This window comes from Halomonas sp. OfavH-34-E (genome assembly GCF_024124525.1).
GTDB classification, from domain to species: domain Bacteria; phylum Pseudomonadota; class Gammaproteobacteria; order Pseudomonadales; family Halomonadaceae; genus Halomonas; species Halomonas litopenaei.
In genome coordinates this window covers 50,136-69,546 of the sequence record NZ_JAMXRY010000027.1, presented here as the reverse complement: position 1 = coordinate 69,546, position 19,411 = coordinate 50,136, and the positions used below count along the sequence as shown (strand labels likewise).

Below are 19,411 nucleotides of genomic sequence, written 5' to 3'. Positions count from 1 at the left end.
GGACCAAACTTGGCTCAAGGTTCAAACGTCTCGTTTGACGAGTCGCTTGCCTTGATATTTCAGTGACAGTGTCACTGACTCATCGGCAAGCGCCCACATGAATTACCTGATCAAATTATTAAAGAGCATGCTCTGGGCTCTATAGAGAGCTTAAAGAGCGCCTCGCTTTGCTGCGCCGCAGCCCGAATCGTTAACCCGAGCCCTTGTCACAGCGCCCTGCGAGGAAGGCGTATTCTACAGAATCGAAGCGTTTCGTCAAGGCTTTCTTTTTTTCGCCGTGCAAGCGATGCCTGCAGAACCCAAGAAAGCGAAGCGAGCCTGACGCGCATCCTGCGATGCCGTCCTGGCGACTCCGATCGAGTGGCGAGCATTTTACCGATTTCTCGTTGCCCGTCAAGTGGAGAATTTTTCGAAGACTTCAAAAAGCCTTTTCAAAACAATCACTTTTACCACTCTTCACCGCCTGTGACGTTTGCTCGTCGTCGGCAGCGGATGCGTACTTTACGGATCGGGGCCGGCCTTGGCAAGCACTTCGTGTAAAAAAATTTCGACCAAAGGCTAAGCCTGCCCGGCGACGGATTTTGCAGGCCCATGGGTACGCCCGGGGACAGCGCTGCCCACGCTGCCCAAGCCACCGCCCTCCCCTCGTTGGTCTCTACAGCACCAGCAGATCGACAAAGCGATGAACCGGCGTCGCCGCCAGGCGCTCGGCGTCCTGATACAGCGTCATGATCTCGTCGCAACGTCCGGGGGCGAATCGGGTGGCCAGGTGGCGTCGACACTTGGCCTCGAGCACCGCCATGCCCTCTTCGCGACGACGGCGATGACCAATGGGATAGGCCACCTCCACCTTGTCGGTCGCACTACCATCGGTGAACACCACCCTGACCGCGTTGGCGATCGATCGCTTGTCCGGGTCCAGATAGTCCCGTGTATAGCCCTCGTCCTCGACGACCACCATCCTTGCCCGCAGCTCATCGATCTCCGGATGAGCCTGATGAAAGTCATCCTCGTAGTGCTCGGCCTGAAGCTCACCCAGCATCAGCGGTACCGCCACCATGTACTGCAGGCAGTGGTCTCGATCTGCCGGGTTGGCCAGCGCCCCTTCCTTGGAGATGATGCGTATTGCCGACTCATGGGTAGTCAGCTCGATGCGCTCGATCTCATCCAGCCGCCCCTTGACCTCGGGGTGCAGGGTGACCGCCGCCTCGCAGGCCGTCTGGGCATGAAACTCTGCGGGGAAGGACAGCTTGAACAGGATGTTCTCCATCACGTAGCTGCCAAACGACTGAGGCAGGCGTAGACGCCGGGTGTCCTCGGGTTTCAGCGAGAGATCACGATTGGAGTGACTGAAGGAGACATCACAGAAGCCCCACTGGGGAGCGCTCAGGACGCCGGGTATGCCCATTTCCCCGCGCATCGCGATGTCCACCAGACGCGCCGCCCGCGAGGTGGCGTCACCGGCGGCCCAGCTCTTGCGCGAACCGGCATTGGGAGCGTGGCGGTAGGTGCGCAGGCTCTGACCGTCGACGAAGGCATGGGATAGCGCCGACAGCGTCTGCTCACGACTGGCGCCGCGCAGCCTGGCGATAGCGGCAGTGGACGCCACCTTGACCAGTAACACGTGGTCCAGTCCGACACGATTGAACGAGTTCTCCAGCGCCAGCACGCCCTGTATCTCGTGTGCCCGTATCATCGCATCGAGCACCTCGTGCATGACCAACGGGGCTTCGCCTCTGGCCACGCGGCACTGTGAGAGATGGTCGGCCACCGCCAGGATACCGCCCAGATTGTCCGACGGGTGCCCCCACTCCGCCGCGAGCCAGGTATCGTTGTAGTCCAGCCAGCGCACCATGGCTCCGATATCGAAGGCCGCCTTGATCGGGTCCAGTCGATAGGACGTGCCAGGCACCCGCGAGCCACATGGCACCTGGGTGCCTTCCACCAGCGGCCCCAGATGCTTGGTGCATTCTGGGAAGCGCAATGCCAGCAGGCCACAGCCCAAAGTATCCATCAGGCAGTGGCGTGCGGTATCGAAGGCCTCGTCACTATCGATGACGGCGTCCAGCGCATAGTCGGCGATGGCCTTGAGTTCGTCGTCGTAGTCGGGACGAACATTGGATTCGACGGTGCTCATGTCTGCCTCCTTCCAGTGAGCGCTATCGCCCGCTGCCGGCGTGCCTGCACCTGAGCCAGGGCCTGAGCCTGTGCCTGTATCAGGGCAGGGGCCGGGAGTCCGAGGACCAGCGTGGGCGGATGGCGAGAGGTTCGAGAATGGGGGAGAACGACAGCGCCGCCTGGCGGCGGCGCTAATGCAAAAGGTCCGTTGTCAGTATCGTCGTGGTGCGCCACTGGCGCCAGTATCGACACTGGCGGGCTTCATCGGTCGAGAGCGTTATGAATCGAGGACGTCCGCCGGCACCCTGACCTTGCCCTCCATCAGAATGCGGGCACTGCGGCTCATGGTCGCCTCCGTGGCGGTCCATTCCCCGTCCAGCTGTTCAGCTCGCGCCCCGACCCGCAGGGTGCCGGAGGGATGACCGAAGACCACCGAACTGCGCCCATCGTCGCCGCCGGCGGCCTGGCTGACCAGGGTCCCCGGCACCGCGGCGGCCACTCCGATGGCCACGGCCGCGGTGCCCATCATGGCGTGATGCAGTTTGCCCATGGACATGGCCCGCACCAGCAGATCGATATCGCCTTCGTCGATCTGCTTGCCGCTGGACGCCCGGTAGCCCCGAGGCGAGGCGACGAAGGCCAGCTTCGGCGTGTGCTGACGGCTCGCGGCCTCCTCGAGTCTCGAGATCAGACCCATCTTCAGCGCGCCGTGGGCCCGTAGCGTCTCGAGCCGATCGAGGGTGGCGGGGTCTGAATTGATATCGTCCTGAAGCTCGGTGCCGTCATAGCCAAGGTCGGCCGCGCTGACGAAGATGGTCGGAATACCGGCATTGATCAGGGTTGCCTGAATGCGACCTCCGGCCACCACCTCCTCGGGAACCTCGAGTTCATCCACCACCTGGCCTGTCGGGAACATCCGCCCTTCGCCGTCGGCGGGGTCCTTGAAGGCCAGGCCGATCTCGGCGGCGGGGAAGGCCACGCCGTCGAGCTCGAAGTCACCGCTTTCCTGCACCTGACCGTCCTGTATCGGCACTCGGGCGACGATGGTCTTTTCGATGTTGGCCTGCCAGATGCGTACCTCCACCTCGCCGTCGGCAGGAATTCGCTCAGGCGGGATCAGTCCGCTCTCGATGGCGAAGGGACCGACCGCCGAGGACAGGTTGCCGCAGTTACCGCTCCAGTCGACAAAGGCCTTGTCGATGGCCACCTGGCCGAACAGATAGTCGACATCGTGATCCGGCGACTCGCTGGCGCTGACGATGACCACCTTACTGGTGCTGGAGGTGGCGCCACCCATGCCGTCGGTGTGCTTGGCGTAGGGATCGGGGCTACCGACCAGACGCATCAGCAGGGCGTCGCGCACGGGGCCGGGCTCACGCGCGGCCTCGGGCAGGTCGTCCTTGCGCAGGAAGGTGCCCTTGCTGGTGCCGCCACGCATGTAGATGGCGGGAATGCGGAGCTGCGGAGCAAAACCGGCCATCACGCCACCTCCGATTCGAGGAAGTCCTGGGCGAAACGCTGCAGCACGCCACCGGCTTCGTAGATCGACAGCTCCTCGAAGGTGTCGAGACGACAGGTCACCGGCACCTCGACGCTTTCTCCGTCACGCCGCTTGATCACCAGGGTCAGGCTGGCCCCCGGCTGGATGTCGCCGCGGACATCGAAGGTCTCGCTGCCGTCGATGCCGAGGGTCTTGCGTGTGGTCCCCTCCTCGAACTGCAGCGGCAGTACCCCCATGCCGATCAGGTTGGTGCGGTGGATGCGCTCGAAGCCCTCGGCCACGATGACCTCGACACCGGCCAGACGCACCCCCTTGGCGGCCCAGTCACGGGAGGAACCCTGACCATAGTCGGCCCCGGCGATCACGATCAGCGGCTGCTTGCGCGCCATGTAGGTCTCGATGGCCTCCCACATGCGCATGACCTCGCCCTCGGGCTCGAGGCGAGCCAGTGAGCCCTGCTTGACCTCACCGTCGACCACCGCCATTTCGTTGATCAGCTTGGGGTTGGCGAAGGTCGCCCGCTGGGCGGTCAGGTGATCACCTCGATGGGTGGCGTAGGAATTGAAGTCCTCCTCCGGCAGGCCCATCTTGGCCAGGTACTCCCCCGCCGCGCTGGTCGGCAGGATGGCATTGGACGGCGACAGGTGGTCGGTGGTGATGTTGTCCCCCAGCACCGCCAGGGCGCGCAGCCCGGTCAGCGAGCGCTCGGCGGCCAGCGCACCCTCCCAGTACGGCGGACGCCGGATATAGGTGCTCATCTCGCGCCAGTCGTACAGCGGGCTGATGTCCTTCGACCTGTCGAAGGTGGTGTCGAACATCGGGATGTAGACGTCGCGGAAGTGCTCCGGCTTGACGCTCTCGGCGATGATCGCATCGATCTCGTCATCCGCCGGCCACAGATCCTTCAGGGTGATCGGGTTGCCCTCGGCGTCTTCGCCCAGGGCGTCCTTCTCGATATCGAAGCGCACGCTGCCGGCGATGGCGTAGGCCACCACCAGCGGCGGAGAGGCCAGAAACGCCTGCTTGGCGTAGGGGTGGATACGCCCATCGAAGTTGCGGTTACCCGACAGCACGGCGGTGGCGTAGAGATCACGCTCGACCACCTCCTTCTGGATCACCGGATCGAGCGCACCACTCATGCCGTTGCAGGTGGTGCAGGCGAAACCGACGATGCCGAAGCCGAGCTGCTCGAGCTCACCGAGCAGGTTCGACTCCTCCAGATACAGCTGCACCGCCTTGGACCCCGGCGCCAGCGAGGTCTTGACCCAGGGCTTGCGGGTCAGGCCCAGCTCGTTGGCGCGCTTGGCCAGAAGCCCCGCGGCGATGACGTTGCGCGGATTGGAGGTATTGGTACAGCTGGTGATGGCGGCGATGATCACCGCGCCATCGGGCATCTCGCCGTCCTTCTGCTCGTAAGGAGCGGCGATACCGCGACTGGCAAGCTCCCGCGTAGAGACCCGGTTGTGTGGACTAGAAGGCCCCGCCAGGGTGCGCTCCACCTTGGACAGGTCGAAGTGCAACACCCTTTCGTAGTCGGCGTTGACGAGGCTGTCGGCCCACAGGCCGGCGGCCTTGGCGTAGGTCTCCACCAGTTCGATCTGCTCCGGCTCGCGCCCGGTCAGCTTGAGGTAGTCGAGGGTCTGATCGTCGATGTAGAACATCGCGGCGGTGGCGCCATACTCCGGCGTCATGTTGGAGATGGTGGCACGATCACCCAGTGTCAGGTGCCCCGCGCCTTCACCGAAGAACTCGAGATAGCTCGACACCACCCGTTCGCTGCGCAGGTATTCGGTCAGCGCCAGCACGATATCGGTGGCGGTGATGCCAGGCTGGGGCTTGCCGCTGAGCTCCACCCCGACGATGTCAGGCAGTCGCATGTAGGAGGCACGCCCCAGCATCACGCTTTCGGCCTCGAGCCCGCCCACCCCGACGGCGATCACGCCGAGGGCGTCCACGTGGGGCGTGTGGCTGTCGGTACCCACCAGGGTGTCGGGGAAGGCCACGCCGTCACGGGCCTGGATCACCGGCGACATCTTCTCCAGGTTGATCTGGTGCATGATGCCGTTGCCGGGGGGGATCACGTCGACGTTCTCGAAGGCTTCGCGGGTCCAGTTGATGAAGTGAAAGCGGTCCTCGTTGCGCCGATCCTCGATGGCGCGGTTCTTGTCGAAGGCGCCCTCCTCGAATCCCGGGTGCTCCACCGCCAGCGAATGGTCGACGATCAGCTGGGTCGGCACCACCGGATTGACCTTGGCCGGATCACCACCCTTCTCGGCGATGGCGTCACGCAGGCCGGCCAGGTCGACCAGCGCCGTCTGCCCGAGGATGTCGTGGCACACCACCCGCGCAGGGAACCAGGGAAAGTCGAGTTCGCGCTTGCGCTCGATGATCTGGGACAGCGCCGCCGTGAGATCCTCCGGCGGACAGCGGCGCACCAGGTTCTCGGCCAGCACCCGGGAGGTGTAGGGCAGTCGGTCGTAGGCGCCGGGAGAGATGGCGTCCACCGCCTCCCGGGTATCGAAGTAGTCAAGGTCGGTCCCCGGCAGGGGCTTGCGATAGTCGGTGTTCATGGGCGTCACGGTCTCGGGCGCCCGAGGGCACGGCCCTCGCGGCGCGAATATGGTAGGAAGGCGGCGGAGCCACTTGTGCCTGCGCATGACCATGACCACAACCATGACCATGCGCGCGCCCCGCCGCTCGAGCCTCGGGATACCGTTGGGGTACCTTCGGGAGAGCCCCGGGCTCAGTCACGCTCTTCGATGGGTACCCATTCGCTGTGGGCCGGGCCGGTGTAGTCGGCGCTGGGGCGGATGATGCGATTGTTCTCGCGCTGCTCGAACACGTGGGCGCACCAGCCGGTCACCCGAGAACACACGAAGATCGGGGTGAACAGCTTGGTCGGGATATCCATGAAGTGATAGGCGCTGGCGTGGAAGAAGTCGGCGTTGCAGAACAGCTTCTTCTCGCGCCACATCACCGCTTCGACCCGCTCGGACACCGGGTACAGGCGGGTGTCGCCCACGTCGTCGGCGAGCTTCTTCGACCAGTGCTTGATGATGGCGTTGCGCGGGTCGGACTCGCGATAGATGGCGTGTCCGAAGCCCATGATCTTTTCCTTGCGCTCGAGCATGCCGAGGGTTTCGCGTTCGGCTTCTTCGGCGCTCTGCCAGTTCTCGATCATCGCCATCGCCGCCTCGTTGGCGCCGCCATGCAGCGGGCCACGCAGGGAGCCGATGGCCCCGGTGACGCAGGAATGCATGTCGGACAGAGTCGATGCACAGACACGAGCGGTAAAGGTCGAGGCGTTGAACTCGTGCTCGGCGTAGAGGATCAGCGAGACGTTCATCACCCTGGCATGCAGCTCGGAGGCCGGCTCGTCACGCAGCAGGTGCAGGAAGTGCCCGCCCACGGACTCATCGTCGGTCTCGGTGTCGATGCGCACGCCATCATGGCTGAAGCGGTACCAGTAGCAGATGATCGAGGGCAGCGCCGCCAACAGGCGATCGGAGACGTCCTGCTGCTGGCTGAAGTCGGCCTCGGTTTCCAGGTTGCCGAGCATCGAAGCACCGGTACGCATCACGTCCATCGGGTGGGCGTCCGCCGGGATCTGCTCGAGTACCGTCTTGAGCGCCTCGGGCAGACCGCGCAGGCCCTTCAACTTGGTGATGTAGGCGTTCAGCTCGCTCTGGTTGGGCAACTTGCCCTTGAGCAGCAGGTAGGCCACCTCCTCGAAGCGGGCCTTGTCCGCCAGTTCCTTGATGTCATAGCCGCGATAGGTCAGGCCCGAGCCACTCTGGCCCACGGTGCACAGTGCAGTCGCACCGGCGCTCTGTCCCCGCAGACCGGCTCCTCCAATCGGTTTATCAGCCATGGCGTATCTCCATTTTCGTCATTGGTCGTTGTTATAAAAAGGCATGAAAGGCGTGCTGGACGCCCGAGGGTCTCTCAGTCCTTGCCCTCGTCGAACAGCGCGTCGAGCTTGCGCTCGAAGTCGTGGTAGCCCAGCACGTCGTAGAGTTCATCGCGGGTCTGCATGGTGTCGACCACGTCGCGCTGGTGTCCGTTGTCGTGAATGCTCTGGTAGACCTTGAGCGCGGCAGCGTTCATGGCGCGGAACGCCGACAGCGGGTAGAGCACCATGCTGCACCCCACCTCGGCCAGTTCCTGCTGACTGAACAGCGGGGTGGCGCCGAATTCGGTGATGTTGGCCAGGATCGGGGCATCCACCCGCTCGCAGAAGGCGCGATAGTCGTCGAGGGTGTGCACCGCCTCGGCGAAGATCGCATCGGCACCGGCCTCGATGCAGGCGTTGGCACGGTCGATGGCCGCGTCGAGTCCTTCCTTCTGGAAGGCATCGGTACGGGCGATCAGGTAGAACTCCGGATCGATGCGCGCGTCGGCAGCCGCCTTGACCCGATCCACCATCTCCTGCTGGGACACGATCGCCTTGTTGGGGCGATGGCCACAGCGCTTCTGCGCCACCTGGTCTTCCAGGTGCACGGCAGCGACCCCGGCCCGCTGCATCTCCTTGACTGTACGCCCGATATTGAAGGCGCCCCCCCAGCCGGTATCGATGTCCACCAACAGCGGAAGGTCACTGGCCCCGCAGATGCGATGGGCGTCTTCCACCACATCGTTCATGGTGGTCATGCCCAGGTCCGGCAACCCGAAGGAAGCATTGGCAACGCCACCGCCGGACAGATAGATCGCCTGATGCCCGACCCGCTCGGCCAGCATCGCGGTGTAGGCGTTGATGGTGCCGACGATGGGCAGCGGGCTATTGGCGTTGAGCGCCGCACGAAAGCGGGCACCAGGGGTCGAAGTGGACGAGGATGTCATGGGGGGCTCCAGTCAGGGGAAAGTAAGATCAGGTCACCAGGCCGTTGCCGGCGACCACCTGGGGTTCGTCGCGCCCCTCCAGCGAGGCGGCGTAGCGCGCCATCACGTTCTCGCGGGAGGCGCTGACGTGGCGACGCATCAGCAGCTCAGCCAGCTCGGCGTCACCCGCCTCGATGGCGTCGACGATACGGTGGTGCTCAACGAAGGCCTTCTGCGGACGTGCACCGCTGGCGCTGAACTGGGTGCGATACATCCGGACCAGGTAATAGAGGTCGTCGCACAAGAGGGCCATCAGCATGCGATTGTGGCTGCCCACCACGATACGATAGTGGAAGTCCAGATCGCCCTCGCGCTGATAGTAGGCCTCACCGCTGGCAAGATCCGCCTGCTTCTCGTGCACTGCCAGCACTTCTCGGAGGCCGGCGATCTCGCTGGCGGTCATATGCTCGGCGGCGATCCTGGCGGCCATGCTTTCCAGCGCCTCGCGCACGTCGAACAGCTCCATCAGCTCCTTCATCGACAGCTTGACCACCCTGGCACCCACATGGGGTACCCGTTCGATCAGCCGGTGAGCCTCGAGTCGTCGCATGGCCTCGCGCAGCGGCCCACGAGAAATACCGTAGGCCTTGGACAGTCCCGGCTCGGTGATCTTGCTGCCCGGCGCCAGTTCTCCCCGGACGATGGCGTCCTGCAATTGATGAAAGACCCGCTCGGCGAGGGTTCTGACTTCGGGGGTGGCGGGGGTCTCGTATTCGGCGCTGGTCATGGGATCATTGTCGACAATGTTGGGATAACGGAAATGTAAGATACGCCAAGGCGCGGGTCAATGGCCTGATCAGGCTCATAACCTTAACCATTGGTTGTAGACAATGCCATCCATCTTCCTTGTCCTGTCGACAATGCAGCGTTGACTCGCGCCATCCTTCCACAACGACAAGCCCTGTCGTTGCCCGTAGAATATGCCGCCTGCAACGCCCGAGGCCCCGAATGAACGCCGAGCTCCAGACCACCTCCCTGCCCTACCACGCGACCCCCCTGCGCTATTTCGAGGCTCTGCGCTCGAGGCCCGGGGCGGTGCTGTTGGACAGCGGCCGGCCCCAGGCCCCCGGCGGACGATTCGATATCCTCTCGAGCGACCCCATCGAATGGCTGGAAGTCGATCAGCATGGTCTGCCCAGAGACTCGAGCGGCAGGGCCCTCGAGGGTTCCGCCTTCGACGCTCAGCAGCGCCTGCTCGAACGCCTGCCCCGTCCACGCCAGCCGCTTGATCTTCCCTTCGTCGGCGGGCTGATCGGCTACTGGAGCTACGACCTGGGCCGGCAACTGGCGGGAATCGAAGGGCCTTCACAGACCGCCACCGCACTGCCTCAGGCCCGGCTTGGCCTGTATGACTGGGCGCTGATCCAGGACCACCAGGAGCGCCGCTGCCTTCTCGTCGCCTCCCCCGAACGGCGCCAGCAGGTACAGACCTGGCTGGCGACAGCGACACCTGCCGGCGACTTTTCGCTGAGCTCCGCCTTCACCTCCAACCTGAGCGAAGCGGGCTACCGCGATCGCTTTGCCAGGGTGCAGGACTATATCCGTGCCGGAGACTGCTACCAGATCAATCTGGCTCAACGGTATTCGGCGGATTACCGGGGAGACCTGTGGCAGGCCTATCTCCGCCTGCGTGACGCGACGCCGACCCCCTTCGCCGGCTTCATGGCCTGGCAGTGCGCAGGGCGCGAACAGGCGCTGCTGTCGCTGTCGCCCGAACGCTTCGTCGAAAGCCGCCAGGGCGAGGTGGAGACGCGTCCGATCAAGGGAACACGGCCACGGGGGGCCAATGAGCAGGAGGATGCAGCCCTGGCACAGGAGCTGTCCTCGAGCATCAAGGATCGCGCCGAGAACGTGATGATCGTGGACCTTCTGCGCAATGATCTGGGTCGTGTGTGTCAGCCCGGCACGGTGAAGGTCCCCCAACTGTGCGGACTGGAAAGCTACGCCAATGTTCACCATCTGGTGAGCGTGGTGAAGGGACGCCTACCCGACGAGACGCCACCGCTCAAGCTGCTGGAAGCGGCCTTCCCCGGCGGCTCGATCACCGGCGCCCCCAAGATTCGCGCCATGCAGATCATCGACGAACTGGAGCCGGATCGACGCTGCGCCTACTGCGGTAGCCTCGGCTACGTCGATGTGCGTGGCCATATGGATACGTCCATCGCCATCCGTACCCTGGTCGCCGATGCCGGCCGACTGCACATCTGGGGCGGTGGTGGCCTGGTGGCGGATTCTCGGGAACAGGCCGAGTACACAGAAACCCAGGACAAGATTCGCCATCTAATGGCCGCCCTGGGCACACCTGCCAAATAGTAATAAGAAACCTTACCGCTAATCGATAAACGCTATATAAGAACCGAACCAATCGATATTGGGGCGATGGCGGCGGGTTTTGGTAGGGTATCGGCAAAACCCCCAGTGGAGGTCGCCGTGACGTCCTTTGACCCCAATGCGTTTGTCCTGGCCAATGACCAGGCGACACCCAAGAATATCCTGAAAGCCGCCTACGAGGCCTTCGGCGAACTGACCGTGTCATTCTCCGGCGCCGAGGACGTGGTGCTCGTCGACCTGGCGCTCAAGGTCGCGCCCAAGGACAAGGTCAAGGTGTTCAGCCTGGACACCGGGCGTCTGCACGCCGAGACCTACGAGTTCTTCGAACGAGTCCGCAATCACTATGATATCGAGCTCGATATTCGCTTCCCCGATCAGCAGGCAGTGCAGGCGCTGACCAGCGAGAAGGGATTGTTCAGCTTCTATCAGGACGGTCACCACGAGTGCTGCGGCATCCGCAAGGTCGCGCCGCTGCGCCAGCGCTTGGCAGGCCTGCCGGTGTGGGTCACCGGGCAGCGTCGGGACCAGAGCCCGGGCACCCGTTCGAAGCTGCAGATCGCCGAGCGCGACACCGCCTTCGGCAGTGACGATCAACCGCTCTACAAGATCAACCCGCTGACCCACTGGACCAGCGAAGACGTGTGGAACTACATTCGCTCCTTCGATGTGCCCTACAACGCCCTGCACGAAAAGGGCTACGTCAGTATCGGCTGCGCCCCCTGCACCCGCCCCACTCTGCCGGGCCAGCATGAACGTGAGGGTCGCTGGTGGTGGGAAGACCAGGGTGGCAAGGAATGCGGGCTGCATGCCCTCAACCTGCCCCAGGCGGCCACCAGTTGACGTTCTGAGGTACCTGGCTGCACAGCCTCACAAGATCGCAAAGGCCCCGGACTCGCTTGAGTCCGGGGCCTTTCGGTTCATGACGACGCCGTTCATGACGACGTCAGTGAAGCTCGCCTGGTGCCACCTCGCCGCGGTCAGCGCACCGGCAGGCTGATCTTTTCGAACAGCGCGTGTTCATGGCGCGGTCCCGCTGCCAGGGCAGCGTCGACCAGATCACGGTCCAGATGGTCGGCAAACTGCTGCAGGAAGTCATACATGTAGCCGCGCATGAAGGTGCCGCGGCGGATACCGATCTTGGTCGTGGAGCTCTCGAACAGATGGCTGGCGTCCAGCGCTACCAGATCCTCATCGAGCACTTCGTCCACCGCCATGTGCGCCACGATGCCGACCCCCAGCCCCAGACGCACGTAGGTCTTGATCACATCGGCGTCGGCGGCGGTCAACACCACATTGGGAGAGAGTCCACGGGCACGGAAGGCATCGTCGAGCTGCGAGCGTCCGGTGAAACCGAACACGTAGGTCACCAGCGGATGCTTGGCCAGTTCGTCGAGTCCCAGACGCTCGACCTCGGCCAGGGGGTGATCCCGCGGCACCAGGATGCAGCGGTTCCAGCGATAACACGGCAGCAACACCAGGTCGTTGAACAGTTCCAGCGACTCGGTGGCAATGGCGAAGTCGGCCTGTCCCTCGCTGACCATCTGAGCGATCTGCTTGGGCGTCCCCTGCTGCATATGCAGAGCGACATCCGGGTAGCGCTGGGTAAAGTTCTGGATCACCGGCGGCAGGCAGTAGCGCGCCTGGGTATGGGTGGTGGCGATGGACAGGCTGCCCCGCCGCTCGTCGCTGTGTTCCTGGGCCACATCCTTGATGTTGGCGGTCAGCCTGAGCACCTGGCCTGCCAGCTCGATGATCGCCTCCCCTGCGGGTGTCACGCGAGTCAGGTGCTTGCCGCTGCGCGCGAAGATCTCCACGCCAAGCTCGTCTTCCAGCAGACGAATCTGCTTGGATATGCCTGGCTGAGAGGTAAAAAGACTCTGAGCGGTAGCCGACACATTCAGGTTGTGGCGGGAAACCTCCCAGATATAGCGCAGCTGCTGTAATTTCATGGCCGGGGCTTACCTCGTCCGAAGTCGACGGATTGGCACGGTGGTCGCGGAAGCGGACTAGACTGGAGCCATCGCGCTGGCGGCGTGACAGCGTCCTTGCCCGGGTTCAAGCACTGGACCTCGGGCATGACAACATGCCAAAGCGCCATAAAAAACCACCTTTGTGATTACTTTATAGCATAATGAGATGAGATGCAGCGATTCGTAAGCTGACTAAGAAACTATCGACCCAATATTTGCCAGCGTATGGGCCGACCGCTACCATCGTCCCACCGGACATGGCAGACATGTCCCACATTCCGCTCGATGAAGCGCAACGTAGATGGAGAAACACATGGCTAACAATGTCGATGTCACCAATGCCAACTTCGAGCAGGAAGTTCTGCAGGCCGACTCCCCGGTATTGCTGAAGTTCTGGGCTCCCTGGTGTGGCCCCTGCAAGGTCATGGCACCGGTGGTCGATGAAGTCGCCGAGGAGCGTGACGGCGCCCTCAAGGTCGTCAGCATCAACGTCGATGATGCCCCGGAAATCGCCGCCGAGCAGGGCGTGCGTGGCGTCCCCACCGTGATGCTGTTCAAGTCAGGTGCCAAGGTGGCATCCCTGGTAGGTGCCCAGTCGAAGTCCCAGCTGACCCAGTTCATCGACCAGAACGCCTGATACAGCGCTGGCGACCTCTGCCGTCACCAGACGGGACGTCCAGCCAGGGGCCAAGGCCCCTGAAACATGGCCCGGGATCCTCCTTCAGGATCCCGGGCCATGTCGTTACTGCCCCGAGCGTTATCGCTGAAGCCACGGCCTTGGGCAATGGCAGTGCCCGCCCTCGCCAGTGGATGCCATCGTGCGAGGCTCGAGGCAGCGCCGACATCAGTCCCGCAGCACGTAGCGCAGGATCTCTACCACCTGGTCGGTGGTCGTGGCCCAGGCCTGGGCGTCGGCATCGACCTCCTTGAGCGGATGCACGATGTCCTCGCCGTGCAGCGTCACATAGGGCTTGCCGAGAGCCGAGCAGTAGCCGGCGTCGAAGGCCGCGTTCCACTGCTTGTACTTGTCACCGAAGCGCACCACCACAAGATCGCTCTGCTCGATCAGGGTCCGGGTCCGGATGGCGTTGACCCTGGAAGACTGGTGATCCCGCCAGAAGCCACTTTCCGGCACGCCCAGCATGTCTCCGGCGGCGTCGCTGGCATCATGGTCGGTCACCGCCTGGGTGAACACCACGTCGAGCCCGGCGTCTCTGGCTCCCTGCTTGATCTCTTCACGCCAGTCGGTGTGGATCTCACCGGACAGATAGACGGTAAAACTCATGGCCTCATTTCCTTTTTCTCGGTCTTGCATGAATCATTGTCGGAGTGCCAGGACGCCGCCACCGGCCGTCACCCGAAAGAGGGACCAGGACATTCGGACTTCATCCTGGCCTTCGGAGCTGATAATTTGCCTATGGGCGGTCCAAGGCACCTGGCCCTCGTGGCTTCTTGCGTGGCGCTCACCATCATACCCGCGCCTCCTGTACTGACAAACCGGTTGCCCGGCGCAGTGTCGGCGTGGCGGTATCGACTCGAGCGCCACCAGTCCGTCTGACTTCATTCGACAAGGATCTTCGATGCACCCGCAGGACTCCCCTTCCAACCGGCCAACGCCTGTCAGCGCGGACACCCGGGAAGCCAATCGACGCCAGGACCATTTCGGCTCTCGCGAGGCGATCTGGCTGTTCGGCTACGGCTCGCTGATCTGGAAGGCGGACTTCGCCTATCGCGCACGTCGTCCAGCGCTGATCGAAGGCTACGCCCGCCGGTTCTGGCAGGGCTCCCACGATCATCGCGGCACTCCTGAGGCTCCTGGTCGCGTCGCGACGCTGATCCACCAGCCGGGCTCGCGGTGTTTGGGCATGGCCTACCTGATCGGGCCGGAGGTGTTGGCCCCCCTGGACCTGCGTGAAAAGAACGGCTATCTGCGTGAGCGTGTCACGCTGCATTTTCTGGACAACGATCTCGCCGACAATGATCAGCCTGATGTCGATGACCCGCTCGACGATGACGGCCTGACCACCGCCAGGACCGCCGAGGGGCTGGTCTACATCGCCGGTGATGCCAACCCGGCCTATCTCGGTGACGCCTCCGATGACAGCATCGCCGAGCAGATCGCCCACGCCCATGGCCCCAGCGGCCCCAACAGAGACTACCTGCTGCACCTGGCAGACGCCCTGCACGCCATGGGTGGCGAAGACGACCACGTCTTCGGCCTGGCGGCCGCCCTGCGCCGTCGAATGCGCCAGGCGGCGACTCACCCGGCTACCACCGACTGAGCGCCGCCCTTCCCCTCGGCAATGCCGGCCACGCCTGGCTCTCGGATCGAGCCGGCGACCCCGCCGGCGACACCTTGTGCCGGACGACCTCCGGCCATCTGTCTGTTACCCGCTGGAGATCCCGGATGAGTGTGACCCTTGAAGACATTCGACGTGCCGCCGATGCGACCGTCGGCCATATCGCCCGTACTCCCTTTCTGCATTCCGCCACGCTGTCGCGGCTGGCCGGCTGCGAGTTGTACATCAAGTTCGAGAACCACCAGTTCACCGCCGCCTTCAAGGAACGCGGCGCCCTCAACCACCTGCTGTCCCTGTCCGAAGACGAGCGCCAGCGGGGGGTCATCGCCATGTCGGCCGGCAACCACGCTCAGGCGGTGGCCTACCACGCCTCAAGGCTCGGCATCCGGGCGGTCATCGTGATGCCGCGCCACACTCCCAATCTCAAGGTCAGCAATACCCGGGCCCTTGGCGCCGAAGTGCACCTGGTCGGTGAGGGGGTGGACGAGGCCGGAGACTACGCGGCTCGCCTGGCCGAGGAGCACGGCTATGTGTTCGTCCACCCCTACGACGACGAGCGCGTGATTGCCGGCCAGGGCACCATCGCGCTGGAGATGCTCGAAGACGTGGCGGATCTGGATGCGCTGGTCATCCCCATCGGCGGCGGCGGCCTGATCGGCGGCAACGCCGTGGCCGCCAAGGGACTCAATCCCGACATCGAGATCATCGGGGTGCAGACCGCCCGCTTTCCCGCCATGCAGCAGGCGCTGGCGGGTGAAAAGATCCACTGCAGCCTCGCTACCATTGCCGAGGGGATCGCGGTCAAGCAGCCCGGCAAGATCACGCGAGAACTGGTGCGCGAGCACGTCAGTGACATCCTGCTGGTCGACGAGGCCACCATCGAGCGGGCGATCCTGATGTTCCTGGAGATCGAGAAGACGGTCGCGGAAGGCGCCGGTGCGGCGGGACTCGCTGCCGTATTGAGCCAGCCGGAGCGCTTCCGCGGTCGCAAGGTGGGGCTGGTCCTGTGCGGCGGCAATATCGACATGCAGGCGCTGTCGTCGGTGATCCAGCGCGGCCTGGTGCGCTCTGGTCGCATCGTGCGGGTTCGCGTGGGCATCTCCGACGTACCCGGCTCGCTGTCGGAGTTGACCCAACTGCTCGCCGAGCAGCGCGCCAACGTCATCAGCATCACCCACCAGCGTACCTTCACCGACCTGTCGCTGCGCGCCACCGAGGTCGAAGCCACCCTGGAGACGCTGGGCAGCGAACATACCCGAGAGGTCATCGAGGCCCTGCGCCACGAGGGCTACGATCCGGTGATGCCGGCCAATGAGGTGCATCCGGACGAACGTTGGGCCAGCGGCGTGGCTCCCGGCGACGTCTAGGCCCCGCCAGCGGCGGGACGTCACCTCATCGAAGGGTCCCGCCCAGGGCCGCTTTCAGGTCTGCAACAGCCCCGCCGATCGCAGAGCCTGGCCGGTCGCCGGGCCCAGCCGGGCGAGTATCTCGAGCTGAGTCTCGAGTTCCGCCTGCTGGCCTTCGTTTGCCATGCGCTCCACTCGGGCGGCCTGCGCCTCCAGGGCCTGGCAGCCCAGCGAAGCAGAGACGCCCTTGACGTCATGAGCAATCTGACCGAGTGCCTGGTGGTCGCCGACCGACAGCGCCTCTCGCATCTGCTCGAGCCGCTCCGGGAAACGCTGCAGATAGTTGGCCACCATGCGACTCAGGCCCTGGGGCGACATCACCTGACGCAGCTCCTCTACCGTGTCTCCGGCGAGCAGCGTCTCGTCGATCCGGGGCCGATCCTCGAGCATCGGGGCAACGACGGCGGGTGCCGCTTCGACAGTATCGCCGAAGGTCTCGCTATCCAGGTCGCGATCCGGATCGCTCGCCCTGACATCGCAACCCCTGCCATCGCCCCCCCTGCCGGCATTGTCGCCACCTGATGGACTCGCGTCAGCGGAGCTCGGTGCCGCGTGCACCCGGCTGTAACGGCGCAGCGCAGCAGACAGCTCCTTGCGCGAGAACGGCTTGCCGATGACGTCGTCCATTCCCGCATCGAGACAGGCGCGATGATGCTCGGGCATGACGTTGGCGGTCACCGCGATGACCGGCAAACGCTGGACCCGCTGGCCCTGTTCGCGTAGAGCCTCTTCGTGCTGGCGCCAGCGACGCGTGGTCTCCAGCCCGTCCATTACCGGCATCTGCATGTCCATCAAGACCAGATCAAAACGTCGTTGGCCCAGGGCCTCCAGCGCCTGCTCGCCATTGCCCACCAGTTCGCAGGTCTGTCCCAGTCTGGTCAGCATGGCGGCCACCAGCTCACGATTGAGGGCATTGTCCTCGACCACCAGCACGTGCTGGCTTTCCAGCGGCTCCTGCTGCCCGGTGCTGGCAGCACCCTCTTCCACCCCCGCCACCACCGGCAAGGGAAGATCGAACCAGAATCGGCTGCCGGACTCCGGCTGGCTTTCCACCTTGAGCTCTCCGCCCATGGCCGCGACCAGCTGCGAGCAGATCGCCAACCCCAGGCCGGCACCTTCATGGCGGCGTGACAGGGCGGTATCGGTCTGGGCAAAGGGCTCGAAGATGCGCTGCTGGTCCTGCTGGGCGATACCGCAGCCGGTATCGTAGACCATGAAGGTCAGCCGGCAGTCCCCATTGTCGGAGACCCTGAGCATCACAAAGCCACTTTCGGTGAACTTGAAGGCGTTGTTGAGCAGATTCATCAGCACCTGGCGCAGCCGATGCACGTCGCCATCGACCCAGGTGGGCAAGGCGGGAGCGGCACGCATCAGGAACTGCACCCCGCTGCGGCTCTGGGTCTGATAGCCGGTCGCGAGTTGCTCCAGCATTCTCGACAGGTGGAAGGGTTGACGTTCGACCGCCAGGTGCCCTGCCTCGATACGGGTGTAGTCGAGCACGTCATTGATCACCGAACGCAGCCCAGCGGCGCTGTCACGCAGCCCTTCTATCTGGCGGCGTCCCTGATCACTCAAGGGTTCGTCGTGCAGCAGCTCGGCCATGCCCAGCACGCCGTTGAGTGGCGTGCGGATTTCATGGCTCATGATGGCCATGAAGTCGGACTTCGCGCGATTCGCCACTTCCATGCGCTGATAGGCCTCGCGCAGGGTTTCGGACTGGGATTCGAGCAAATGGGTCTTGTGGCGATGCTGACGCGCCTCCTTCACCAGCGCACGAATCAGCACGCCACCGGCGATCAGCGACAGCAGGATCGAGATCAGCACCGCGATGTACAATCGCCCAAGCACGCCCATGTCCGCGCTGCGCTCTTCCGCGGCGATTCGACCATGATGCAGCATCAATTGCCGACTCAGTTCCTGCGCTTCGCCGAGACGCTCTATCAGTTCGCGTCGCAGTGCAGCGTCATAGGCAACGTCTCCATCGGCCACCGCAATGAAGCGTCGATCCAGCCGTTGCATGCCACGATCCAGCTCGTCGATCAGCTCACGACCGGTCGCGTAGCGATCCAGGAAGTTGCTCGTCTGGCCCTCCAGCAGCACCATGAAGCGCCCGTACAGCAGTTCGAAATCCAAAAGGGTCTCGTCCAGCCGGCTATCGCCGCGCTCCCAGATGGCCAGCCGCAGATCGCGCAGCGAGCGATCGTACTGATACAGGGTCCAGGTGACGGTGTCGACGTCTCGGTGGTAGATCGCCTTGTTGCGGTCATAGATCAGCCCTCCTGTCACCATCACGGCGACAATGAAGACGACGGCAGCGATCGCAGGAATCCTGATGCGCAGACGATGGGCCATGAGAACTCAGTTGACGTCGATGCGGGCGACCTGCCAGACAGATCGACTGAAGTAGATATTGGTCTTGAGTTCCGGCTGGTCGTCGAAAGGATAGACCACGAACAAGGGGCCCTTGTCGCGGATTCTCATGCGCTCTCCATCGCGGCGCATGGCGAGGATCACGCCATGTTCGTGGGCGTCGCTCACCGGCATCAGCGTCTCGTAGTCCTTGATGGCGGCCACCCTGAGTTCGTCGCCCTCGGCCTCCACCGCAGCCAGTACATCGCTGAGCAGCGGCCCTTCGAAGCGAGACTGACCATCGATCCAGGGATTGCCGGTCACCACGACATGCTGGGGCAGCGCCTCGAGCATGGCGCGGTCGAAGTGGGCTTCATCACTCACATTGGTCACGGCGATGCGCCCACCCACCTCGAGGATCACCCTGCCACCGGGGGCGTCCAGCGCAAGAGCCTGTCCGACCATTCCCCATAGCATCACCAACGCGATGGTTCGCCATCCCATGACGCCTCTCCCATTGAAAATCGGCATTCTCGACGAATTTTTGCCGTACCAGCG

The 19,411-nt window shown here is 63.9% G+C and carries 15 protein-coding genes; 5 read left to right on the top strand and 10 right to left on the bottom strand.

Features of this window, described 5'->3' with window-relative positions; translation table 11 throughout:
* Positions 1-655: 655 nt before the first annotated feature.
* The 6 genes from NH448_RS13265 to NH448_RS13240 all read right to left on the bottom strand — a co-directional run bounded on the left by NH448_RS13265 (position 656) and on the right by NH448_RS13240 (position 9,224).
* Complete coding sequence (locus NH448_RS13265) at positions 656-2,137, bottom strand: bifunctional 2-methylcitrate dehydratase/aconitate hydratase (RefSeq protein WP_045993767.1); 1,482 nt, start codon at positions 2,135-2,137, stop codon at positions 656-658.
* Between the two features lie 258 nt (positions 2,138-2,395).
* On the bottom strand, positions 2,396-3,598 hold the full coding sequence (gene prpF, locus NH448_RS13260) for a 2-methylaconitate cis-trans isomerase PrpF (RefSeq protein WP_045993768.1): 1,203 nt from the start codon (positions 3,596-3,598) through the stop codon (positions 2,396-2,398).
* Complete coding sequence (acnD, locus tag NH448_RS13255; protein ID WP_045993769.1) at positions 3,598-6,189, bottom strand: Fe/S-dependent 2-methylisocitrate dehydratase AcnD; 2,592 nt, start codon at positions 6,187-6,189, stop codon at positions 3,598-3,600. Before acnD ends, prpF begins: the two co-directional genes overlap by 1 nt.
* Before the next feature lie 173 nt (positions 6,190-6,362).
* On the bottom strand, positions 6,363-7,490 hold the full coding sequence (gene prpC, locus NH448_RS13250; protein ID WP_045993770.1) for a 2-methylcitrate synthase: 1,128 nt from the start codon (positions 7,488-7,490) through the stop codon (positions 6,363-6,365).
* 74 nt (positions 7,491-7,564) lie between these two features.
* Positions 7,565-8,458 (bottom strand): methylisocitrate lyase, encoded by an 894-nt coding sequence (prpB, locus tag NH448_RS13245; RefSeq protein WP_045993771.1) that lies wholly within the window; start codon positions 8,456-8,458, stop codon positions 7,565-7,567.
* A gap of 28 nt (positions 8,459-8,486) precedes the next feature.
* Positions 8,487-9,224 (bottom strand): GntR family transcriptional regulator, encoded by a 738-nt coding sequence (locus NH448_RS13240; protein ID WP_045993772.1) that lies wholly within the window; start codon positions 9,222-9,224, stop codon positions 8,487-8,489.
* A gap of 221 nt (positions 9,225-9,445) precedes the next feature.
* Between NH448_RS13240 and pabB the strand changes: the two genes are divergently transcribed.
* Positions 9,446-10,810 carry an aminodeoxychorismate synthase component I gene (pabB, locus tag NH448_RS13235; RefSeq protein ID WP_045993773.1) on the top strand — a complete coding sequence of 455 codons (1,365 nt, stop codon included), beginning with the start codon at positions 9,446-9,448 and terminating at the stop codon, positions 10,808-10,810.
* A gap of 117 nt (positions 10,811-10,927) precedes the next feature.
* On the top strand, positions 10,928-11,668 hold the full coding sequence (locus tag NH448_RS13230; protein WP_045993774.1) for a phosphoadenylyl-sulfate reductase: 741 nt from the start codon (positions 10,928-10,930) through the stop codon (positions 11,666-11,668).
* Between the two features lie 137 nt (positions 11,669-11,805).
* On the opposite strand, the gene cysB is transcribed toward NH448_RS13230, so the two are convergent.
* Entirely contained in the window at positions 11,806-12,777 is a 972-nt protein-coding gene (gene cysB / locus NH448_RS13225) for an HTH-type transcriptional regulator CysB (RefSeq protein ID WP_045993775.1), read from the bottom strand.
* A 334-nt stretch (positions 12,778-13,111) separates the two neighbouring features.
* Here cysB and trxA point away from each other — a divergent pair, with 334 nt between their 5' ends.
* Positions 13,112-13,435: a thioredoxin gene (gene trxA, locus NH448_RS13220; protein WP_045993776.1), complete on the top strand. Its 324-nt coding sequence runs from the start codon at positions 13,112-13,114 to the stop codon at positions 13,433-13,435.
* A 207-nt stretch (positions 13,436-13,642) separates the two neighbouring features.
* Here trxA and NH448_RS13215 read toward each other — a convergent pair whose 3' ends face one another.
* Positions 13,643-14,083 (bottom strand): YtoQ family protein, encoded by a 441-nt coding sequence (locus NH448_RS13215; protein ID WP_045993777.1) that lies wholly within the window; start codon positions 14,081-14,083, stop codon positions 13,643-13,645.
* A gap of 295 nt (positions 14,084-14,378) precedes the next feature.
* On the opposite strand from NH448_RS13215, the gene NH448_RS13210 reads away from it, so the two are divergent.
* Both NH448_RS13210 and NH448_RS13205 read left to right on the top strand, forming a co-directional pair.
* Positions 14,379-15,080, top strand: coding sequence for a gamma-glutamylcyclotransferase (locus tag NH448_RS13210; protein ID WP_045993778.1), 702 nt, complete (start codon positions 14,379-14,381; stop codon positions 15,078-15,080).
* Between the two features lie 125 nt (positions 15,081-15,205).
* Positions 15,206-16,465 (top strand): threonine ammonia-lyase, encoded by a 1,260-nt coding sequence (locus tag NH448_RS13205; RefSeq protein WP_045993779.1) that lies wholly within the window; start codon positions 15,206-15,208, stop codon positions 16,463-16,465.
* A gap of 54 nt (positions 16,466-16,519) precedes the next feature.
* Here NH448_RS13205 and NH448_RS13200 read toward each other — a convergent pair whose 3' ends face one another.
* Complete coding sequence (locus NH448_RS13200) at positions 16,520-18,856, bottom strand: ATP-binding protein (RefSeq protein ID WP_253028875.1); 2,337 nt, start codon at positions 18,854-18,856, stop codon at positions 16,520-16,522.
* A 6-nt stretch (positions 18,857-18,862) separates the two neighbouring features.
* Positions 18,863-19,357, bottom strand: coding sequence for a molybdopterin-dependent oxidoreductase (locus NH448_RS13195; protein ID WP_045993780.1), 495 nt, complete (start codon positions 19,355-19,357; stop codon positions 18,863-18,865).
* Positions 19,358-19,411: the final 54 nt, after the last annotated feature.